Origin of the sequence: uncultured Jannaschia sp., from assembly GCF_947494025.1 — a bacterium.
Lineage (GTDB): Bacteria > Pseudomonadota > Alphaproteobacteria > Rhodobacterales > Rhodobacteraceae > Jannaschia.
Genome location: NZ_CANLTQ010000011.1, coordinates 28,053 through 42,267, shown reverse-complemented (window position 1 = coordinate 42,267; position 14,215 = coordinate 28,053). Strand labels below are relative to the sequence as shown.

At 67.0% G+C, this 14,215-nt stretch carries 14 protein-coding genes; 8 read left to right on the top strand and 6 right to left on the bottom strand.

The annotated features are described in order from the left end of the window. Positions 1 to 7 precede the first annotated feature (7 nt). A complete protein-coding gene (locus Q1B08_RS13385; protein ID WP_299819681.1) occupies positions 8 to 1,219 on the top strand; it encodes a mandelate racemase/muconate lactonizing enzyme family protein in 1,212 nt (403 codons plus the stop codon). Between the two features lie 332 nt (positions 1,220 to 1,551). Here the strand turns inward: Q1B08_RS13385 and Q1B08_RS13380 are convergent, their stop codons facing one another. The 6 genes from Q1B08_RS13380 to Q1B08_RS13355 are packed head-to-tail and all read right to left on the bottom strand — an operon-like array spanning position 1,552 to position 6,553. Further along, positions 1,552 to 1,752, bottom strand: a complete 201-nt coding sequence (locus Q1B08_RS13380) for a hypothetical protein (protein WP_299819678.1) — start codon at positions 1,750 to 1,752, stop codon at positions 1,552 to 1,554. Next, positions 1,749 to 3,128 (bottom strand): M20/M25/M40 family metallo-hydrolase, encoded by a 1,380-nt coding sequence (locus Q1B08_RS13375; RefSeq protein WP_299819675.1) that lies wholly within the window; start codon positions 3,126 to 3,128, stop codon positions 1,749 to 1,751. The genes Q1B08_RS13380 and Q1B08_RS13375 overlap by 4 nt, the downstream gene beginning before the upstream one ends. Then, positions 3,125 to 3,865 carry an SDR family NAD(P)-dependent oxidoreductase gene (locus Q1B08_RS13370; RefSeq protein ID WP_299819672.1) on the bottom strand — a complete coding sequence of 247 codons (741 nt, stop codon included), beginning with the start codon at positions 3,863 to 3,865 and terminating at the stop codon, positions 3,125 to 3,127. Before Q1B08_RS13370 ends, Q1B08_RS13375 begins: the two co-directional genes overlap by 4 nt. Then, the gene (locus Q1B08_RS13365) at positions 3,862 to 4,881 is read right to left on the bottom strand and encodes a 2-dehydropantoate 2-reductase (RefSeq protein WP_299819669.1); all 1,020 of its coding nucleotides are present in this window, start codon (positions 4,879 to 4,881) and stop codon (positions 3,862 to 3,864) included. Before Q1B08_RS13365 ends, Q1B08_RS13370 begins: the two co-directional genes overlap by 4 nt. Then, complete coding sequence (locus Q1B08_RS13360; RefSeq protein ID WP_299819666.1) at positions 4,878 to 5,588, bottom strand: creatininase family protein; 711 nt, start codon at positions 5,586 to 5,588, stop codon at positions 4,878 to 4,880. Before Q1B08_RS13360 ends, Q1B08_RS13365 begins: the two co-directional genes overlap by 4 nt. Then, entirely contained in the window at positions 5,585 to 6,553 is a 969-nt protein-coding gene (locus tag Q1B08_RS13355) for a GntR family transcriptional regulator (protein WP_299819663.1), read from the bottom strand. The genes Q1B08_RS13360 and Q1B08_RS13355 overlap by 4 nt, the downstream gene beginning before the upstream one ends. A 174-nt stretch (positions 6,554 to 6,727) precedes the next feature. Here Q1B08_RS13355 and Q1B08_RS13350 point away from each other — a divergent pair, with 174 nt between their 5' ends. The 7 genes from Q1B08_RS13350 to rraA all read left to right on the top strand — a co-directional run bounded on the left by Q1B08_RS13350 (position 6,728) and on the right by rraA (position 14,200). Further along, positions 6,728 to 8,314, top strand: coding sequence for an ABC transporter substrate-binding protein (locus tag Q1B08_RS13350; protein ID WP_299819660.1), 1,587 nt, complete (start codon positions 6,728 to 6,730; stop codon positions 8,312 to 8,314). A gap of 81 nt (positions 8,315 to 8,395) precedes the next feature. Continuing rightward, positions 8,396 to 9,334 carry an ABC transporter permease gene (locus Q1B08_RS13345; RefSeq protein WP_299819657.1) on the top strand — a complete coding sequence of 313 codons (939 nt, stop codon included), beginning with the start codon at positions 8,396 to 8,398 and terminating at the stop codon, positions 9,332 to 9,334. A gap of 80 nt (positions 9,335 to 9,414) precedes the next feature. Beyond that, complete coding sequence (locus Q1B08_RS13340) at positions 9,415 to 10,167, top strand: ABC transporter permease (protein WP_299819654.1); 753 nt, start codon at positions 9,415 to 9,417, stop codon at positions 10,165 to 10,167. Further along, positions 10,164 to 11,168: an ABC transporter ATP-binding protein gene (locus tag Q1B08_RS13335; RefSeq protein WP_299819651.1), complete on the top strand. Its 1,005-nt coding sequence runs from the start codon at positions 10,164 to 10,166 to the stop codon at positions 11,166 to 11,168. The genes Q1B08_RS13340 and Q1B08_RS13335 overlap by 4 nt, the downstream gene beginning before the upstream one ends. Further along, positions 11,161 to 12,156, top strand: a complete 996-nt coding sequence (locus Q1B08_RS13330; RefSeq protein ID WP_299819648.1) for an oligopeptide/dipeptide ABC transporter ATP-binding protein — start codon at positions 11,161 to 11,163, stop codon at positions 12,154 to 12,156. The genes Q1B08_RS13335 and Q1B08_RS13330 overlap by 8 nt, the downstream gene beginning before the upstream one ends. Beyond that, entirely contained in the window at positions 12,153 to 13,661 is a 1,509-nt protein-coding gene (locus tag Q1B08_RS13325) for a carboxypeptidase M32 (protein ID WP_299819645.1), read from the top strand. Before Q1B08_RS13330 ends, Q1B08_RS13325 begins: the two co-directional genes overlap by 4 nt. Continuing rightward, positions 13,658 to 14,200: a ribonuclease E activity regulator RraA gene (rraA, locus tag Q1B08_RS13320; protein WP_299819642.1), complete on the top strand. Its 543-nt coding sequence runs from the start codon at positions 13,658 to 13,660 to the stop codon at positions 14,198 to 14,200. The genes Q1B08_RS13325 and rraA overlap by 4 nt, the downstream gene beginning before the upstream one ends. Positions 14,201 to 14,215 lie beyond the last annotated feature (15 nt).

The window sequence follows — 14,215 nt, the reverse complement described above, 5'->3', positions numbered from 1 at the left end:
CGCCCGCATGAAGATCGTCGCCGTCGAGACCCTTCGCCTCGGCGAGTTTCCCAATATCCTGTGGGTTCGCGTCGAGACCGACGAGGGGCTTACGGGCCTTGGCGAGACCTTCATGGGCGCTGCGGCAGTGGAGGCGTATATCCACGAAACCGCCGCGCCCCGGCTCATCGGACGCGACCCGATGCAGATCGAGGCGATCGGCCGGGATCTCCTGGGCTACCTGGGTTGGCGCGGCGCGGGCGTGGAGACGCGTGGCAACTCGGCCATCGACATCGCCTTGTGGGACATTTTCGGCAAGGCCACCGGATTGCCTGTCTCCGTCGCTCTCGGCGGAAAGAGCCGGGAGACGATCCGTACCTACAATACCTGCGCCGGTTACCGTTACGTGCGCGACACCCGTGCGCAGAAGGTCGAGAACTGGGGTCACCGCGAACCGCATGCCGGGCCGTACGAGGATCTGGACGCTTTTCTTCACCGTGCAGACGAGTTGGCGCATTCCCTTCTCGAGGAGGGGATCACGGGAATGAAGATCTGGCCCTTCGACATGGCCGCCGAGCGCAACCACGGCCTCGATATCTCCGCCAACGAGTTGGGGACCGCGCTCGAGCCATTCGAAAAGATCCGCGCGGCGGTGGGCGATCGTATGGACATCATGGTGGAGTTCCATTCGCTGTGGCACCTGCCAGCCGCGCAGAGGATCGCGCATGCGCTGAAGCCATATGACACGTTCTGGCACGAGGATCCGATCCGGATGGACAGCCTCGACAGCCTGAAGGCCTACGCCGCCCATTCGAGCGCGCCCGTCTGCGCATCCGAGACGCTGGCCTACCCGCATGCCTTCCGCGACTACCTTGCCACCGGGGTCGCCGGGATCGCGATGCTCGACCTGTCATGGTGCGGCGGCCTGACGGAGGCACGCAAGATCGCCGCGCTCGCGGAAGCTGCGCACATCCCCGTGGCCCCCCATGACTGCACGGGGCCGGTGGTCTTCATGGCCTCCTGTCATTTCTCGCTTCACGCGCGTATGGCGCTGGTGCAGGAATCGGTGCGCGCCTTTTACACTGGCTGGTACACGGAACTCGTTACTGCTCTGCCGCCAATCCGCGACGGGCAGATCGGCGCCTCGGACGATCCCGGCCTTGGAATCGAGCTTCTGCCCGGTCTCGAAAATCGCCCGGACGCCATCCATCGCCGCCTCGACACGCAGGACGTGGCCTGAGGATCAAACGCCCGCACAAGCACCGCAGCGGCGAACAGGAAGACGGCTTTCGACGTTCACCGCTTCCGTTCGAGCGGCGGCAATCCAAACCGTCCCGTACTTTCGTCGCAGCGACGCTGCGGACGAAGCGACCAATCGCTGCGGTTGCTCGGTTCTTGTCGTCACCCGATAGATCATCGGTCAGGACGAGCGAAGAAGCGGTTCGGTTTGCCTGAACAGTTTTTCAGGTTACGCGTCCGGTTGAACGCAAACCGCTTTAAAGGCGAACCGCGCATGCAGCGGACGCCGTATCGAATTGGGGGAGCGGAAACCGGGCGCGGTACGGCTGACCCTCAGCCCGCCAGCCGCGCCTCGATCGCCGCCGCCACGGACGGAAGCGCCGCGTCGCCGCCCAGCCTGCCCCTGCATCGGTCGGCGAAGGCGTTCAGCACCGGGTCGCGGGCCACGATCCGGGTCTGCACTTCCGCAACCACGGTGGTCGGCCTGGGAGAACCGTCGCGATAGGCCGCGGCGGGCTCGGCGATGCCCTTCATCGGGCCAGTCGGTCGAACAGCCGTGCCCAGGCGACCTGACCATCGCGCAGATTGGAAAGGCGGTAGAACTCGTTCGGAGCGTGATAATCCTCGTCCGAAGTGGAGAACGAGAAGAAGATCGTTCCGACCCCCAGATATTCCGCGAAGACCGAACCGATAGGGATCGTGGCGCCCATCGCGACGCGGAGCGGGGCCGTTCCCATGATCTCCTCGAGAATATCCTCGGTCACCCGCATCGCCGGCAAATCCGGATCCAGCGCGAAGGCCGCCGAGCCGGGGCCATGACGGCGCAGATCCATCGCGAAGCCGGTGGGCAGGACGGCCTCAAGATGCTTGCGGATGGCATCGAACACGATGTCGGGCGACTGGCCGGCGACGAGACGGCAGGTGATCTTGACGCTGGCTTCCGCAGGGATGACCGTTTTGGTGCCTGCCCCGGCATAGCCGCCGGAGATGCCGTTGAACTCGAGCGTCGGGATCAGCCATTGCCGCGTAAGCAGGGCCGGGCCGTCCGGCATCGGACGGGGATGCGGTGCGCCGATGGCGTCGAAATAACCCGGCACATCGAAGCCCACCGTCTCGATGGCCCGGACGATGGCCGGGTCGGGCGGGGTCGCGCCCTCGAGAAAACCGGAGACCGCGACCAGCCCGGCCTTGTCATGCAGCGTCGCGAGCATGCCAGCGAGCGCCCGGATCGGATTCGGGGCGGAGCCGCCGTGACGGCCGGAATGGAGGTCCTTCGCCGCGCCCCGCAATGTCAGCTCCATCGCGAGCATCCCCCGGCTCGCCACGGTGATCGAAGGCAGGTCCGCGCGCCACATCGCCCCGTCGGCCGAAACCGCCACGTCGCAGGCGAGCCGTTCGGCCATTGCCGCGACGGTCGGCGCGAAATGAGGCGAGCCGGATTCCTCCTCCCCCTCGATCAGGAACTTGAGGTTGAGCGGGGGTGATCCGGCCGTCTCCCGGAAGGCGCGCGTGACCACGAGCGGGATGAGGAGCGAGCCCTTGTCGTCCGACGCGCCGCGCGCGTAGAGGCGGTCGTCGCGGATTTCAGGCTCGAAGGGCGGGCTTTGCCACTTGTCGACAGGATCGGGCGGCTGCACGTCGTAATGGCCGTAGATCAGGATCGTGGGCTTGGCCGGGTCGGTGATCCATTCGGCGAAGATGCAGGGATGGCCGCCGGTCTCGACAAGCTCGACAACCGGCATTCCGGCCTCTGTCAGCCGCTCCGTGACGAAGCCGGCCGCGCTGCGCACGTCGTCCCGGAAGGCGGGATCGGTGCTCACGCTCGGAATGCGGCAAAACGCCTTCAGTGTCTCGACGGTCTCGGCATCGTGCGCGGCGAGCCACGCCTCCTGCTCGTCCGTTCCGCTCATTTGCCGCCATCCACGCCGAGCGTCTCGCCGGTGATCCAGCCGGCATGGTCGGAGGCGAAGAACAGGACCGCGTTCGCGATGTCTTCCGGCGTGCCGAGGCGCCGCATCGCGATGTTCTGCAACAGCGCGGCCTGTCCCGCCTCGCCCATCGCCTCCCACTGGCGCTCGGTCGTGGGATTGGAGCGCACGAAGCCGGGGGCGATGCAGTTCACGGTGACGCCGCTCGGACCGAATTCATGGGCAAGCTGACGCGTGAGTCCGATCTGGCCCGCTTTCGCGCTGGCATAGGCCTGAATGCCGGTGAGGCTGATCGTGCGGCCCGCTCCCGACGAGATGTTAATGATCCGCCCCTTGCGCTTCGCTTTCATCGCCGGAGCGACTGCCTGCGACATGAGAAACGTTCCGGTCAGGTTGACGTCGAAGATCGTCTGCCAGTCGGCGGCGGAAATCTCCTCGATGGGCCGTCCGACCTGGCCGCGCACACCGCCGGCGCAGTTTACAAGGATGTCTGCGTCCAGCGCGGGGATCACGGCCTGAACCGCGTCGCGGTCGGAGATGTCAAGCGTATGCGCGGTCATGCGGGCGTCGTCCGCTACGGTGCGGGAGAGACCCTCGGCATCCACGTCGACCGCGTGGACCCGCGCGCCAAGCTCCGCGAAGGCCAGAGCGATGGCGTGGCCAATTCCCTGCGCGCCGCCGGTGATGACGACGATACGGTCCTCGAACAGGATTTTCATGGCATGACCTCCGCCAGTTCGGTCAGGTTGTCACGCGAAAGCGGACGCTCGCCACGCTCGATTTCCGCGATCATCGCCATCAGACGTTCGGTCAGTGGCGTCGCAAGCCCATGCGCGCGGCCGGTGGCGACGATGGGACCGAGCTGCGCCTCGCATTCGGTCTTGCGCTTTCGGACCGCCAGATCGCGCCAGATGCCGGAATGCGTCTTGGCCGAAGTGCGGTTATGCGCCACCATCTCCGCGAAGGAGCGATCGGGCGCGGCCGGCGGCGCGCCGGGAGCAAAGGCCGCGGGATCGAAGCCGTTGAACCCCTCGCAAGCCACGCCCTCGGCCGCCGCGACTGCGCCGGTCTCCTGCCCGAGGGCCGTGAGGACGGGGCGGCAATCGGCGGCGTCGAGCACGTCCGCGATGGAATCGTCGGTGAGCGCGGTGCCGAAAAGGAGGGCACCATAGGTCATCTTCCCCCAGAGATAGCCCCAGATGTTTGGCGTCAGCACGGCGCGGTCGTCGAACGCGCGCATCAGATCGTGTAGCGCACGGATGCGTGGGCCGTCGGCGCCGTCGAGTTCGCCCACCACCACCGCGCCGCGCCCGGAATAATGCACCACGCCGGGGCGCAGGTAATCCGCGCCGAAATTGACGAAGCAGCCGATTGTGCGCTTCGCCCCCACCTCGCGGGCGATGGTCCGCTCGTTCAATCCGTTCTGGGCGGAAACGACATAGCCGTCCTTCGCGAGATGCGGGGAAAGCTGGGCGATGGCCGTCTCGGTGTGCAGCGCCTTCACGCAAAGGAAGACGCGGTCGAATACGCCGTCGACGTCGCGGGGCCGGAATGCGGCCGCCTGTACATGATCGGGCCGGACCGGGCCTTCGATCGTCAACCCGTCCGCGTTCATCGCGGCGACGTGGTCGGCGTCGTTGTCGACGAAGACCACGTCGTGCCCCGCACGCAGAAAGGCCGCGCCTAGGCTGCCGCCGATGGCGCCGGCGCCCCAGATCAGTATCGGTCCACTCACCGCGTCACCTCGGCCCAGGGTCCCTGCATCAGCTTGCGCGTCTCGGCCACGCCCGTGTCCCAGAGCGCCTGCATCTCGGCATCGTCACGCTGATAATAGCCCCCGAAGTTGCCGTCGCCCAAGACGCGGCGGGTCGTGGCCGGATCCATCGCCCGCATCGCGGCGAGGTCGATCATCGGCTTCTGCTGCGTCGGCAGCTGGCCCGGCAACCGGGTCCACGGAAAGTTTTCCATCCACGAGGCGTGGCTGGCGACCGGGTCGATCTCCTGCACCTTGGCGAGGGTTTCGGGCGCGTTCCACCAGTTGTGGAACTTCACGCTGGTGCCCGGATGATCGGCCATCCACTCGGTGGCAAGGCTGCCCGCGGGCGCGTTGCCGCCATGGCCATTGAGAATGAAGATGCGCCGGAACCCCTGGGTGTAGAGACCGTCGAGGATGTCGCGCACGATGGCGGTGTAGGTTTCGACCCGGAGGCTGATCGTGCCGGGATAGGCCATGAAATAGGGCGTGACGCCGTAAGCCAGAACCGGAAAGACGGGGATGCCCAGCGGCTCGGCCGCGTCGAGCGCCATCTTCTCGGCCAGAATGGAATCGACCGAGAGCGACAGGCCTGCATGCTGTTCGGTGCTGCCCAGCGGCAGGACCGCAAGATCGTCGGTCTTGAGGTAGTCCTCGACCTGCTGCCAGTTCATGTCGGAGATCTTCAAGAAGCTTCCTTTCTCGCATCGGGGGTCGCGAAACCCAGTCTGGGGAGGACCAGCCGGCCAATGTCGCCGGGGTCGGGAACGTGCAGGTACTCGATGAGCGCCGCGCCCGGCCGGGCGGCCCTGGCCGCGCTCTCGGCACCGCTGGACATGACGACCACGTCGGCCGTTTTCAGCAGCGCCGGCAGGTCCGACGCGTCGAGCATGCGCGGCGTGACCGACTGGACGTGGGAGGCGAAGCGGCGCACGCCCAGCGTCAGGATCGGGAGGAAGTCCTCGAACCGCGACACCGCGACCAGCCGCGCCATCGGGTCGAGCGCGGCCAGCGCCAGACGGGTCTGCTCCGCCGGAATGAACCGCAGCGAGATGACCTCCCGGCCGGGGGCCAGCGCCGCCAGCCTGTCATGCAGGGTGGCGAAGGTCAGGATCAGGTCCGCGTCGGCAAGGCGCGCCGTCAGCGCGGCATCCTCCGGCGCCTCGTCCCAGAGCGCGATCGGCTCGATCGAGATCGCGGTCTGTTCGGCGACGCAGGCGGCATAGCTGCGCGTGGCCTCCGTGAACAGGCCGACCATGACGATGCGGGGCTCGGATTTCGCGGCCAGATCGCGTGCGGCGACGAGCGACAGGAGATCGGCTACCTCGATCCCGTGCGCGGCCGCCTCCGCGATCAGGTCGTCGATGATCTGCCAGATGCCGACCGCGCGGCCGGTGGTGCCCAGGCGCGACAGGGCGCTTTCGGAGACGAAGGTGCCGGCCCCCGTCCGCGCCTCGATCAGGCCGGCCTGCTTGAGATCGGCATAGGCCCGGGTAACGGTCATCGGGGCGATGCCCGCGCGGTCGGCGAGGTCGCGGACCGACGGCAGAGGCATCCCTACGCCAAGCCCGCCGGAGGCGATCTGGCGAACGATCGCCGCGCGGATCTGCTGGCGCGCGGGAATGGCGCTGTCGCGATCGATCTTCACGTCCATCCGTTTGCTCCTCACCGTAATCCGCTTCGAGGGCGATTTCCGAGCACATGAGCGCATGGTGCAGCAGCCAAGCGGGTTTTCCTAGGTATGTCGGCAAAAACCGTATTGTTGACTTGTGTCGCACGAGATGGAACGATCCACGGAAATATAACAATCGAACATGGGGGCCTTCCAATGACATTGACACGGGCGAAAGTTCTGGCCGCGGCCGCGACGGTATTGATGGGCACGACGGCCCTGGTGCAGGCGCAGGAACGCGGCGGCGTGATGACGTTCGGGCGCTACGCGGATTCGCTGTTCCTTGATCCGGTCCTGAACGACGCCAACGTGGACATCTGGATCCTGTCGAACATGTACGACACGCTGCTGCTCCCGACCGCCGACGGGCAGTCGGTCGAGGCGGGGCTCGCCACCGACTGGTCGGTGTCCGACGACGGCACGGTGGTGACGCTGACGCTTCGCGACGGCATCACGTTCTCCGACGGTTCGCCGATCACCACCGAGGACGTGATCTGGTCGCTCGACCGCGCCCGAAACCCCGATAACGGCATATGGAACTTCCTCCTGTCCGCCGTGTCCGAAGTGACGGCGCCCGACGACACGACCATCGAGATTCAGCTAAGCCAGCCCGATCCGGCGATCCTGCCGGCGCTTTCGGTCTTCAATACGGCCATCCTGCCGAAGGACGCCTTCGAGGCGATGCCGGGTGAGACCGATCTGGAGAAGGCCACCGCCTTCGCCGAGAACCCTATCGGATCGGGGCCCTTCGTTCTGGAAAGCTGGGACCGCGGATCGACCCTGAAGCTCGTCAAGAACGAGCATTACTGGGCAGACGGGGAAGACGGGGAGAAGCTGCCCTATCTCGATGGCGTGACCTTCGAGATCATCCCTGACGACGCCACCCGGATCCTGCGCCTGCAATCGGGCGAGATCGACGGCGCCGAGCTCATCCCCTTCGCCCGCGTGGCGGAGCTCGAGGCCGACCCGAACATCGATATGGAACTGTTCCCGTCCACCCGCGTGGCCGACATCATCCTGAACGTACGGCCGGAACTCGACGGCGAGGCGAACCCGCTTTCGGACGAGAAGGTCCGGCAAGCGATGAACTACGCCACCAACAAGGATGCGATCATTCAGGTCGTGACCTTTGGCGTCGGCACGCCCACCTCGTCCTACATGTCATCCACCACGCCGCTGCATACGGGCGACGGCGCTGTGTTTCCCTACGACCTCGAACAGGCGCAGCGGCTGATGTCGGAATCGGAGTATCCCGATGGCTTCTCCGCCAGCATCCTGACGCTCGCGGGAAACCAGGATGAACTGGGCATCGCCACGGCCCTGCAACAGATGTGGAGCCAGATCGGCATCGATCTTGAGATCGAGCAGGTCGACAACGCCACCCGGACGGAGCAGTACCGCAACGGCACGTTCCAGATGCGTGCCGGCGCCTGGACAAACGACATCGCCGATCCGAGTCAGATCACGTCCTATTTCGCCTATTCGCCCACAATCGACGCCCTCCATTCCGGCTGGAAGTCCGAAGAGGTCGACTCGCTGTTCGAGGCGTCGCAATCCGAGATGGACGAGGAGACGCGGGCCGAACAATACGCCCGCATCCAGGAGATCTACAACCAGACCGGCCCGATCATCCTGCTCTACGAGACGCCGTATCCGGTCGCGCTGCAGCAGAACGTGAAGGGGTTCTATCAGATCCCGCTGGGCAACAACATCTTCCGCGAGACCTATCTCGAGACCGAATAGGCTCGCACGCGTCGGGGGCGTCGCGCGCGCGCCCGACGATCCCGCCTTGGCAAGACCTCCGCTGAACAAGGGCCCCGCCCCATGTCGCTACCTGCATTTCTGGGCCGACGCCTGTTGCAGCTCATTCCGACGCTGATCTTCATCCTGATCGTGGTCTTCGTTCTGGTTCGCCTTCTGCCCGGCGATCCGGCGAGCGCCATTCTGGGCGATCGGGCGCTGGATGCGGATGTCGAACGGATCAACCGGGAGCTCGGTCTCGACCGGCCGCTGCCGGTGCAGTTCTGGGCCTTCGTGCAGTCGGTCTTCACCGGCAATCTGGGCAATTCCATCTCGATGAAGATCCCCGTCACCCAGCTCATCTGGGAGCGGCTGCCGATCACGATGCTGCTCACCTTCATGGCCGCGCTGATCGCCGTCGTCGTCGCCGTGCCGCTGGCCTTTGTCGCCGCGCTCCGCCGCGACAGGATCGCCGACAGTGCGATCCGGGGCGCGTTCCAGGTCGGATTGTCGATGCCCGTCTTCTATGTGGGCCTCATCCTGCTCACGGTGTTCGGCGCCAAGCTGCGCTGGTTTCCGGTCGGCGGCTACGGCGACGGGTTCGTCGACCAGCTCTACCACCTGTTCCTGCCGGCCGTGACCCTGGCGCTGTCGCTTTCGGCGATCCTGATGCGGAACCTGCGTTCCGCGATCATCGGCGTGGTGGACGCCGAATACGTCACCTTCGCGCGCGCCAAGGGCTTGCGCCCCCGCCTGATCCTGTTCCGCCACATTCTCAGGAATGCGCTGATCTCGACGCTTACGCTGTTCGGCCTGTCGATCGGCACGCTTCTGGGCGGAGCGGTCATCACCGAGAGCGTCTTCGCCGTACCGGGCGCCGGCCGCCTGATGATCGACAGCATCTACGGTCGCGACTATCCGGTGGTGCAGGGCCTGACCATCGCGCTCGCGGTGCTGGTCTCGCTCACGTTCCTGCTGACCGACATCCTGCAGGCCTGGCTCGACCCGCGGGTGACGCGATAACCGTCGTCGCCGACATCCCCGCCCGCGTCGGCCGCCTGCCGCGTCCGCTCCTCTTCGGCGGCGCGATCCTTCTGGCGAGCGTGATCGTCGCGGCCTTTCCGCAGTTCTTTGCGCCCTACGATCCGCTGGCGATGGACTACGTCAACCTGCTCGCCCCCCCGAGCGCCGCCCATCCCTTCGGCACCGACAATTTCGGGCGTGACGTGCTTTCCCGCGTGCTGCATGCCTACACGATCGACATGCAGATCGCGCTCTTCGCGACGCTGTTTCCGTTTCTTTTCGGTACGACGGTGGGCGCCATCGTCGGCTATGTCGGCGGCGCGACGGAGGCGATGTTCGGGCGCGTCGTGGATGCCGTCATCACCTTCCCGTTCCTTGTTCTCGTCATCGCCATCGTCTCGGTTCTGGGGCCGGGCCTCATGAACATGTATATCGCCATCGGCGTCGTCGGCTGGGTGTTCTACGCTCGGATCGTCGCGGCGGAGGTGAAGGTGCAGAAGCGGCTCGACTACGCCGATGCGGGGCGCGCGATGGGCTATACGCATGCGCGCATCATCTTCCGCCACCTCCTGCCGAACGCGATCACGCCCGCCGTCGTCTACTGGATGACCGACATGGCGCTGGCGATCCTGCTCGGATCGTCGCTGGGCTACCTTGGCCTCGGGGCGCAGCCGCCCGCAGCCGAATGGGGCGTGCAGATCGCGGACGGCAAGAATTTCATGGCGACCGCGTGGTGGATCTCGGTTTTCCCCGGCATCGCGATCGTGATCACGGGGCTTGGATTCTCGCTTCTGGGCGACGGGCTGGCCGAACTTCTCCGGGGGCGCCGATGAGCGAGCCGATCCTCCGGGTCCGGGGCCTCACGACCACGTTCGGCGATGGAGCCTTGCACGCGGTGCGCGACGTCTCCTTCGATGTCATGCCGGGCGAGGTGCTGGGCCTGGTGGGCGAAAGCGGGTCGGGCAAGAGCGTCACGCTCCGCTCGCTCCTGCGCCTGCTGCCCGCGGGCGGCCGAGTCGCGGGATCCGTCTGCTGGCACGGGCGCGACGTCCTGGCGATGAACGAGGCGGAGCTTCGCGGCGTCAGGGGCGGCGAGATCTCGATGATCTTCCAGGAGCCGATGACGGCGCTGAACCCCGTCCTGCCTATCCGTGTGCAGATCGAGGAGAACTTGCGCGCCCATACGAAGCTCGACGGTCGGGGGCGCCGCGCACGGGCGCGCGAGTTGATGGATCTGGTCGGCATTCCCGACGCGGCGCGCAGGCTTGACGAGTTCCCGCACCAGTTCTCCGGTGGCATGCGGCAGCGCGCGATGATCGCCATCGCGCTCGCCTCCGACCCGAAACTGCTGCTCGCGGATGAGCCGACAACGGCGCTCGACGTGACGATCCAGGACCAGATCCTGAAGCTGATCCTGGAATTGCGTGATGAGCTGGCGATGAGCGTCGTGTTCGTGACCCACGATCTCGGCGTCGTCTCCGCCACCTGCGACCGGATGGCGGTGATGTATGCGGGGCGGATCGTGGAGGAAGGCGCGGTCGCGGATGTCTTCGCGTGTCCGCGTCATGCTTATACGCACGGTCTTCTGGGATCGGTGCCGCAGGCCGGGGCGGAGCGCAGCATGCTTCTCAGCATCGAGGGCACGCCGCCGGGCCTCGCCCGGATCCCGGAAGGCTGCGCCTTCAACCCGCGCTGCGATTTCGCCACCGACATCTGCCGGCGCACGCGGCCCCGGCTTGCGGAGATGAGCCCCGGCCATCATGCGGCCTGTCACAATGCCGGTGCAGTCGCCGCCGCCGGGTCTCCCGTTCGGAGGGCGATGCGGGATGGCTGAGGCGCTTCTCTCCGCGATTGACGTCTCCAAGGACTTCGCGATCCCCCGCTCGCTCCTGCAATGGGCGCGTCGCGAGCCGCCTGCGGCCGTCCACGCCTTGAACGGCGTCAGCCTCGACGTGCAACGCGGCGAAACGCTCGGCATCGTGGGCGAGAGCGGCTGCGGCAAGTCCACGCTGGCGCGGTGTCTCGTGCGGCTCCTCGACTGCGACGATGGACGTGTGGTCTACGACGGCACCGACATCGCGACCCTATCCGGGGCGGAGCGGCGGCGGTTCAACGCCCGGGTCCAGATGATCTTCCAGGATCCGTATTCCTCGCTGAACCCCCGCATGAGCGTGCGCCAGATCCTCTCGGAGGCGCTGCGCGTCCACCGGATGCGTCCGCCGGGCGAGATCGACGCACGGGTCGCGGAGCTGCTCGACACGGTGCGTCTGCCCCCCGACGCGGCGGACCGCCATCCCCACGCCTTCTCGGGCGGGCAGCGCCAGCGCATCGGGATCGCCCGTGCGCTGGCCGTCGAGCCGGAGGTGCTCGTCGCCGACGAACTGGTTTCCGCGCTCGACGTTTCGGTGCAGGCGCAGGTGGTCAATCTCCTGCTGGAGCTTCAGGACCGGTTGTCGCTCACCGTGGTCTTCGTCGCCCACGACCTGCGGCTGGTCCGCCACATCTCGCACCGCGTCGCCGTCATGTATCTGGGCAAGGTCGTGGAAGTGGCGCCGACCGAGCGCCTGTTCCGCGACCCGCGCCATCCCTACACCCAAGCGCTTCTTGCCGCCGCGCCCGAAATCGACCCCGGTCGCCGCACGCATCGCGCCGCGGCGCGGGGCGAGTTGCCGAGCCCCATCAACCTGCCGTCCGGTTGCCTGTTCCGCACCCGCTGTCCCCACGCCTTCGACCGCTGCCGATCGGAGGTCCCGACGCTCACGCCTCGCGGGCCGGTCCATGTCGCCGCCTGCCACCTCGACCATCCGGAGCCGACCGAATGAGCTACGCTGATTTCCAGGCCCGCATCGCGCGGATCAACGACGTGCTCTGCACGCTGAACCTGCTTGCCTGGGACAGCCGGACCATGATGCCACCCGGCGGCGTCGATGCGCGCGCCGAGCAGGTGGCGACGCTCACGATGCTGGCACGCGAGATGGCGACGTCCGACGCGATGGCCGCCGCGCTGAACGCTGCCCAAGACGAAGTCGGGGATGGCGACGACCTGCCCGCCCGCGCCGTGGCGCTGGCCCGGCGGGAGATCCGCACGCTCGCCCGCATCCCCGCCGACGTGATCGCGGAGAAGGCCGCGCTGTCCTCGCGCGCCCATTCGATCTGGGTCGCCGCCCGCGCCGCGAACGATTTCTCCGCCTACGCCCCTGTCCTCGAGCGGATGATGGCGTTGCAGCGGCGCATCGCCGGGGCGATCGGCGGCGACCACCCCTACGACGCGATGGTCGGCCAGTTCGAGCCGGGAATGACCCATGCCCGGCTGCAAGCCATCTATGCCGAGCTGAAAGCCGCGCTCGTGCCGCTGATCCAGCGGGCGGCGGACGCGCCGCAGCCGCGTCACGACTTCATGGCGCGGGATTTCCCGATCCCCGCGCAGAAGGCGTTCGGCCTGAAGGTCGCGGAAAAGATGGGCTACGACATGAATCGCGGCCGGCTCGACGACACCGCGCATCCGTTCGAGATCTCGTTTACGCGCGACGACGTTCGCATCACCTCGCGGTTCCGCGAGTCCTGGCTGCCCGGCGGCACCTTCGCGCTCTGGCACGAGGCGGGGCACGGCATGTACGAGCAGAACGTCGCGCCGGAGCATGCCCGGACGATCTTCGCCACGGACCTCGTGAACCTCTATGCCGTCGGCGGTGCCAGCTTCGGCATGCACGAGGCACAGTCGCGGATGTGGGAGAACCGGGTCGGCCGGTCGCGGCGCTTCTGGGCGCTGCATTTCGACGATCTGCGCGCGCAGTTCCCCGACCAGCTCGCGGACGTGTCGCAGGACGAGTTCTGGCGCGCGGTGAACCGCGTCCGTCCCGACTACATCCGGGTCGAGGCGGACGAACTGACCTATGACATGCACATCATCCTGCGCTCCGAGATCGAGGCGGACCTGATAGACGGGACCATCGACGTGGCCGACTTGCCGCAGGTCTGGAACGGGAAGATGCGCGAGACGCTGGGCATCGACGTGCCCGACGACACGCGCGGCGTGCTTCAGGACGTGCACTGGTCGCATGGCTATGTCGGCTCGTTCCCGACCTACACGCTGGGCAACGTCATGTCCTCGCAACTCTTCGCGGCGGCCTGCCGGCGGTCCGGGGTGTCCGAGGGGCTGGAGGCGGGCGATTATCGACCACTCTTCGAGGACATGCGCGCGAATGTCTGGTCCCACGGCCGGTCGTCCACGCCGGAGGAGACGTTGACCCGCGCCACCGGGCGCGGCCTCGACACCGCGCCCTACATCGCCGACCTGACGGCCAAGGTGGAAGACCTGACCGCGTGACCCTTCCTCCGCAACCCGTGATCGTCACCGCCGATCTCTACGATCTGCACCACCAAAACGTCGGCGTGGTGGACCTTCCGTTGCGCAGTTTTGGGGGACTCGACAGCTTCTTCGGACCTTGCCAGACGCTTCGCGTGGAGCGCGATCACAGGCCCGTCCTTGCGGAGCTTCGGACGCCGGGCTTGGGCCGCATCCTCGTGGTGGATGCGATCGGTCACGTCGATACGGGCGTGATGGGGGATCGGCTGGCCGCGATCGGCGTGGAGAACGGCTGGCGCGGTGTCGTCGTCGCGGGCGCGATCCGCGACTCGCGCGGGACAAGACCGTTGCCGTTCGGCGTCATGGCGCTCGGCGTCACGCCCCGCAAAGGTTGGCGAGAGAACCCGTCCGATGTGGGCAGGCCCGTCGAGATCGGCGGCGTGCCGGTCACGTCGGGCATGTGGATCTATGCCGATGTGGATGGCGTCCTGATCGCGCCGGAAGAGCTCGAACTGCCCGGGGGCGAACAGCAAAGCGCCGGGTCAGCGGGCTCGGTGTAGCGCGCGACAGCAGGA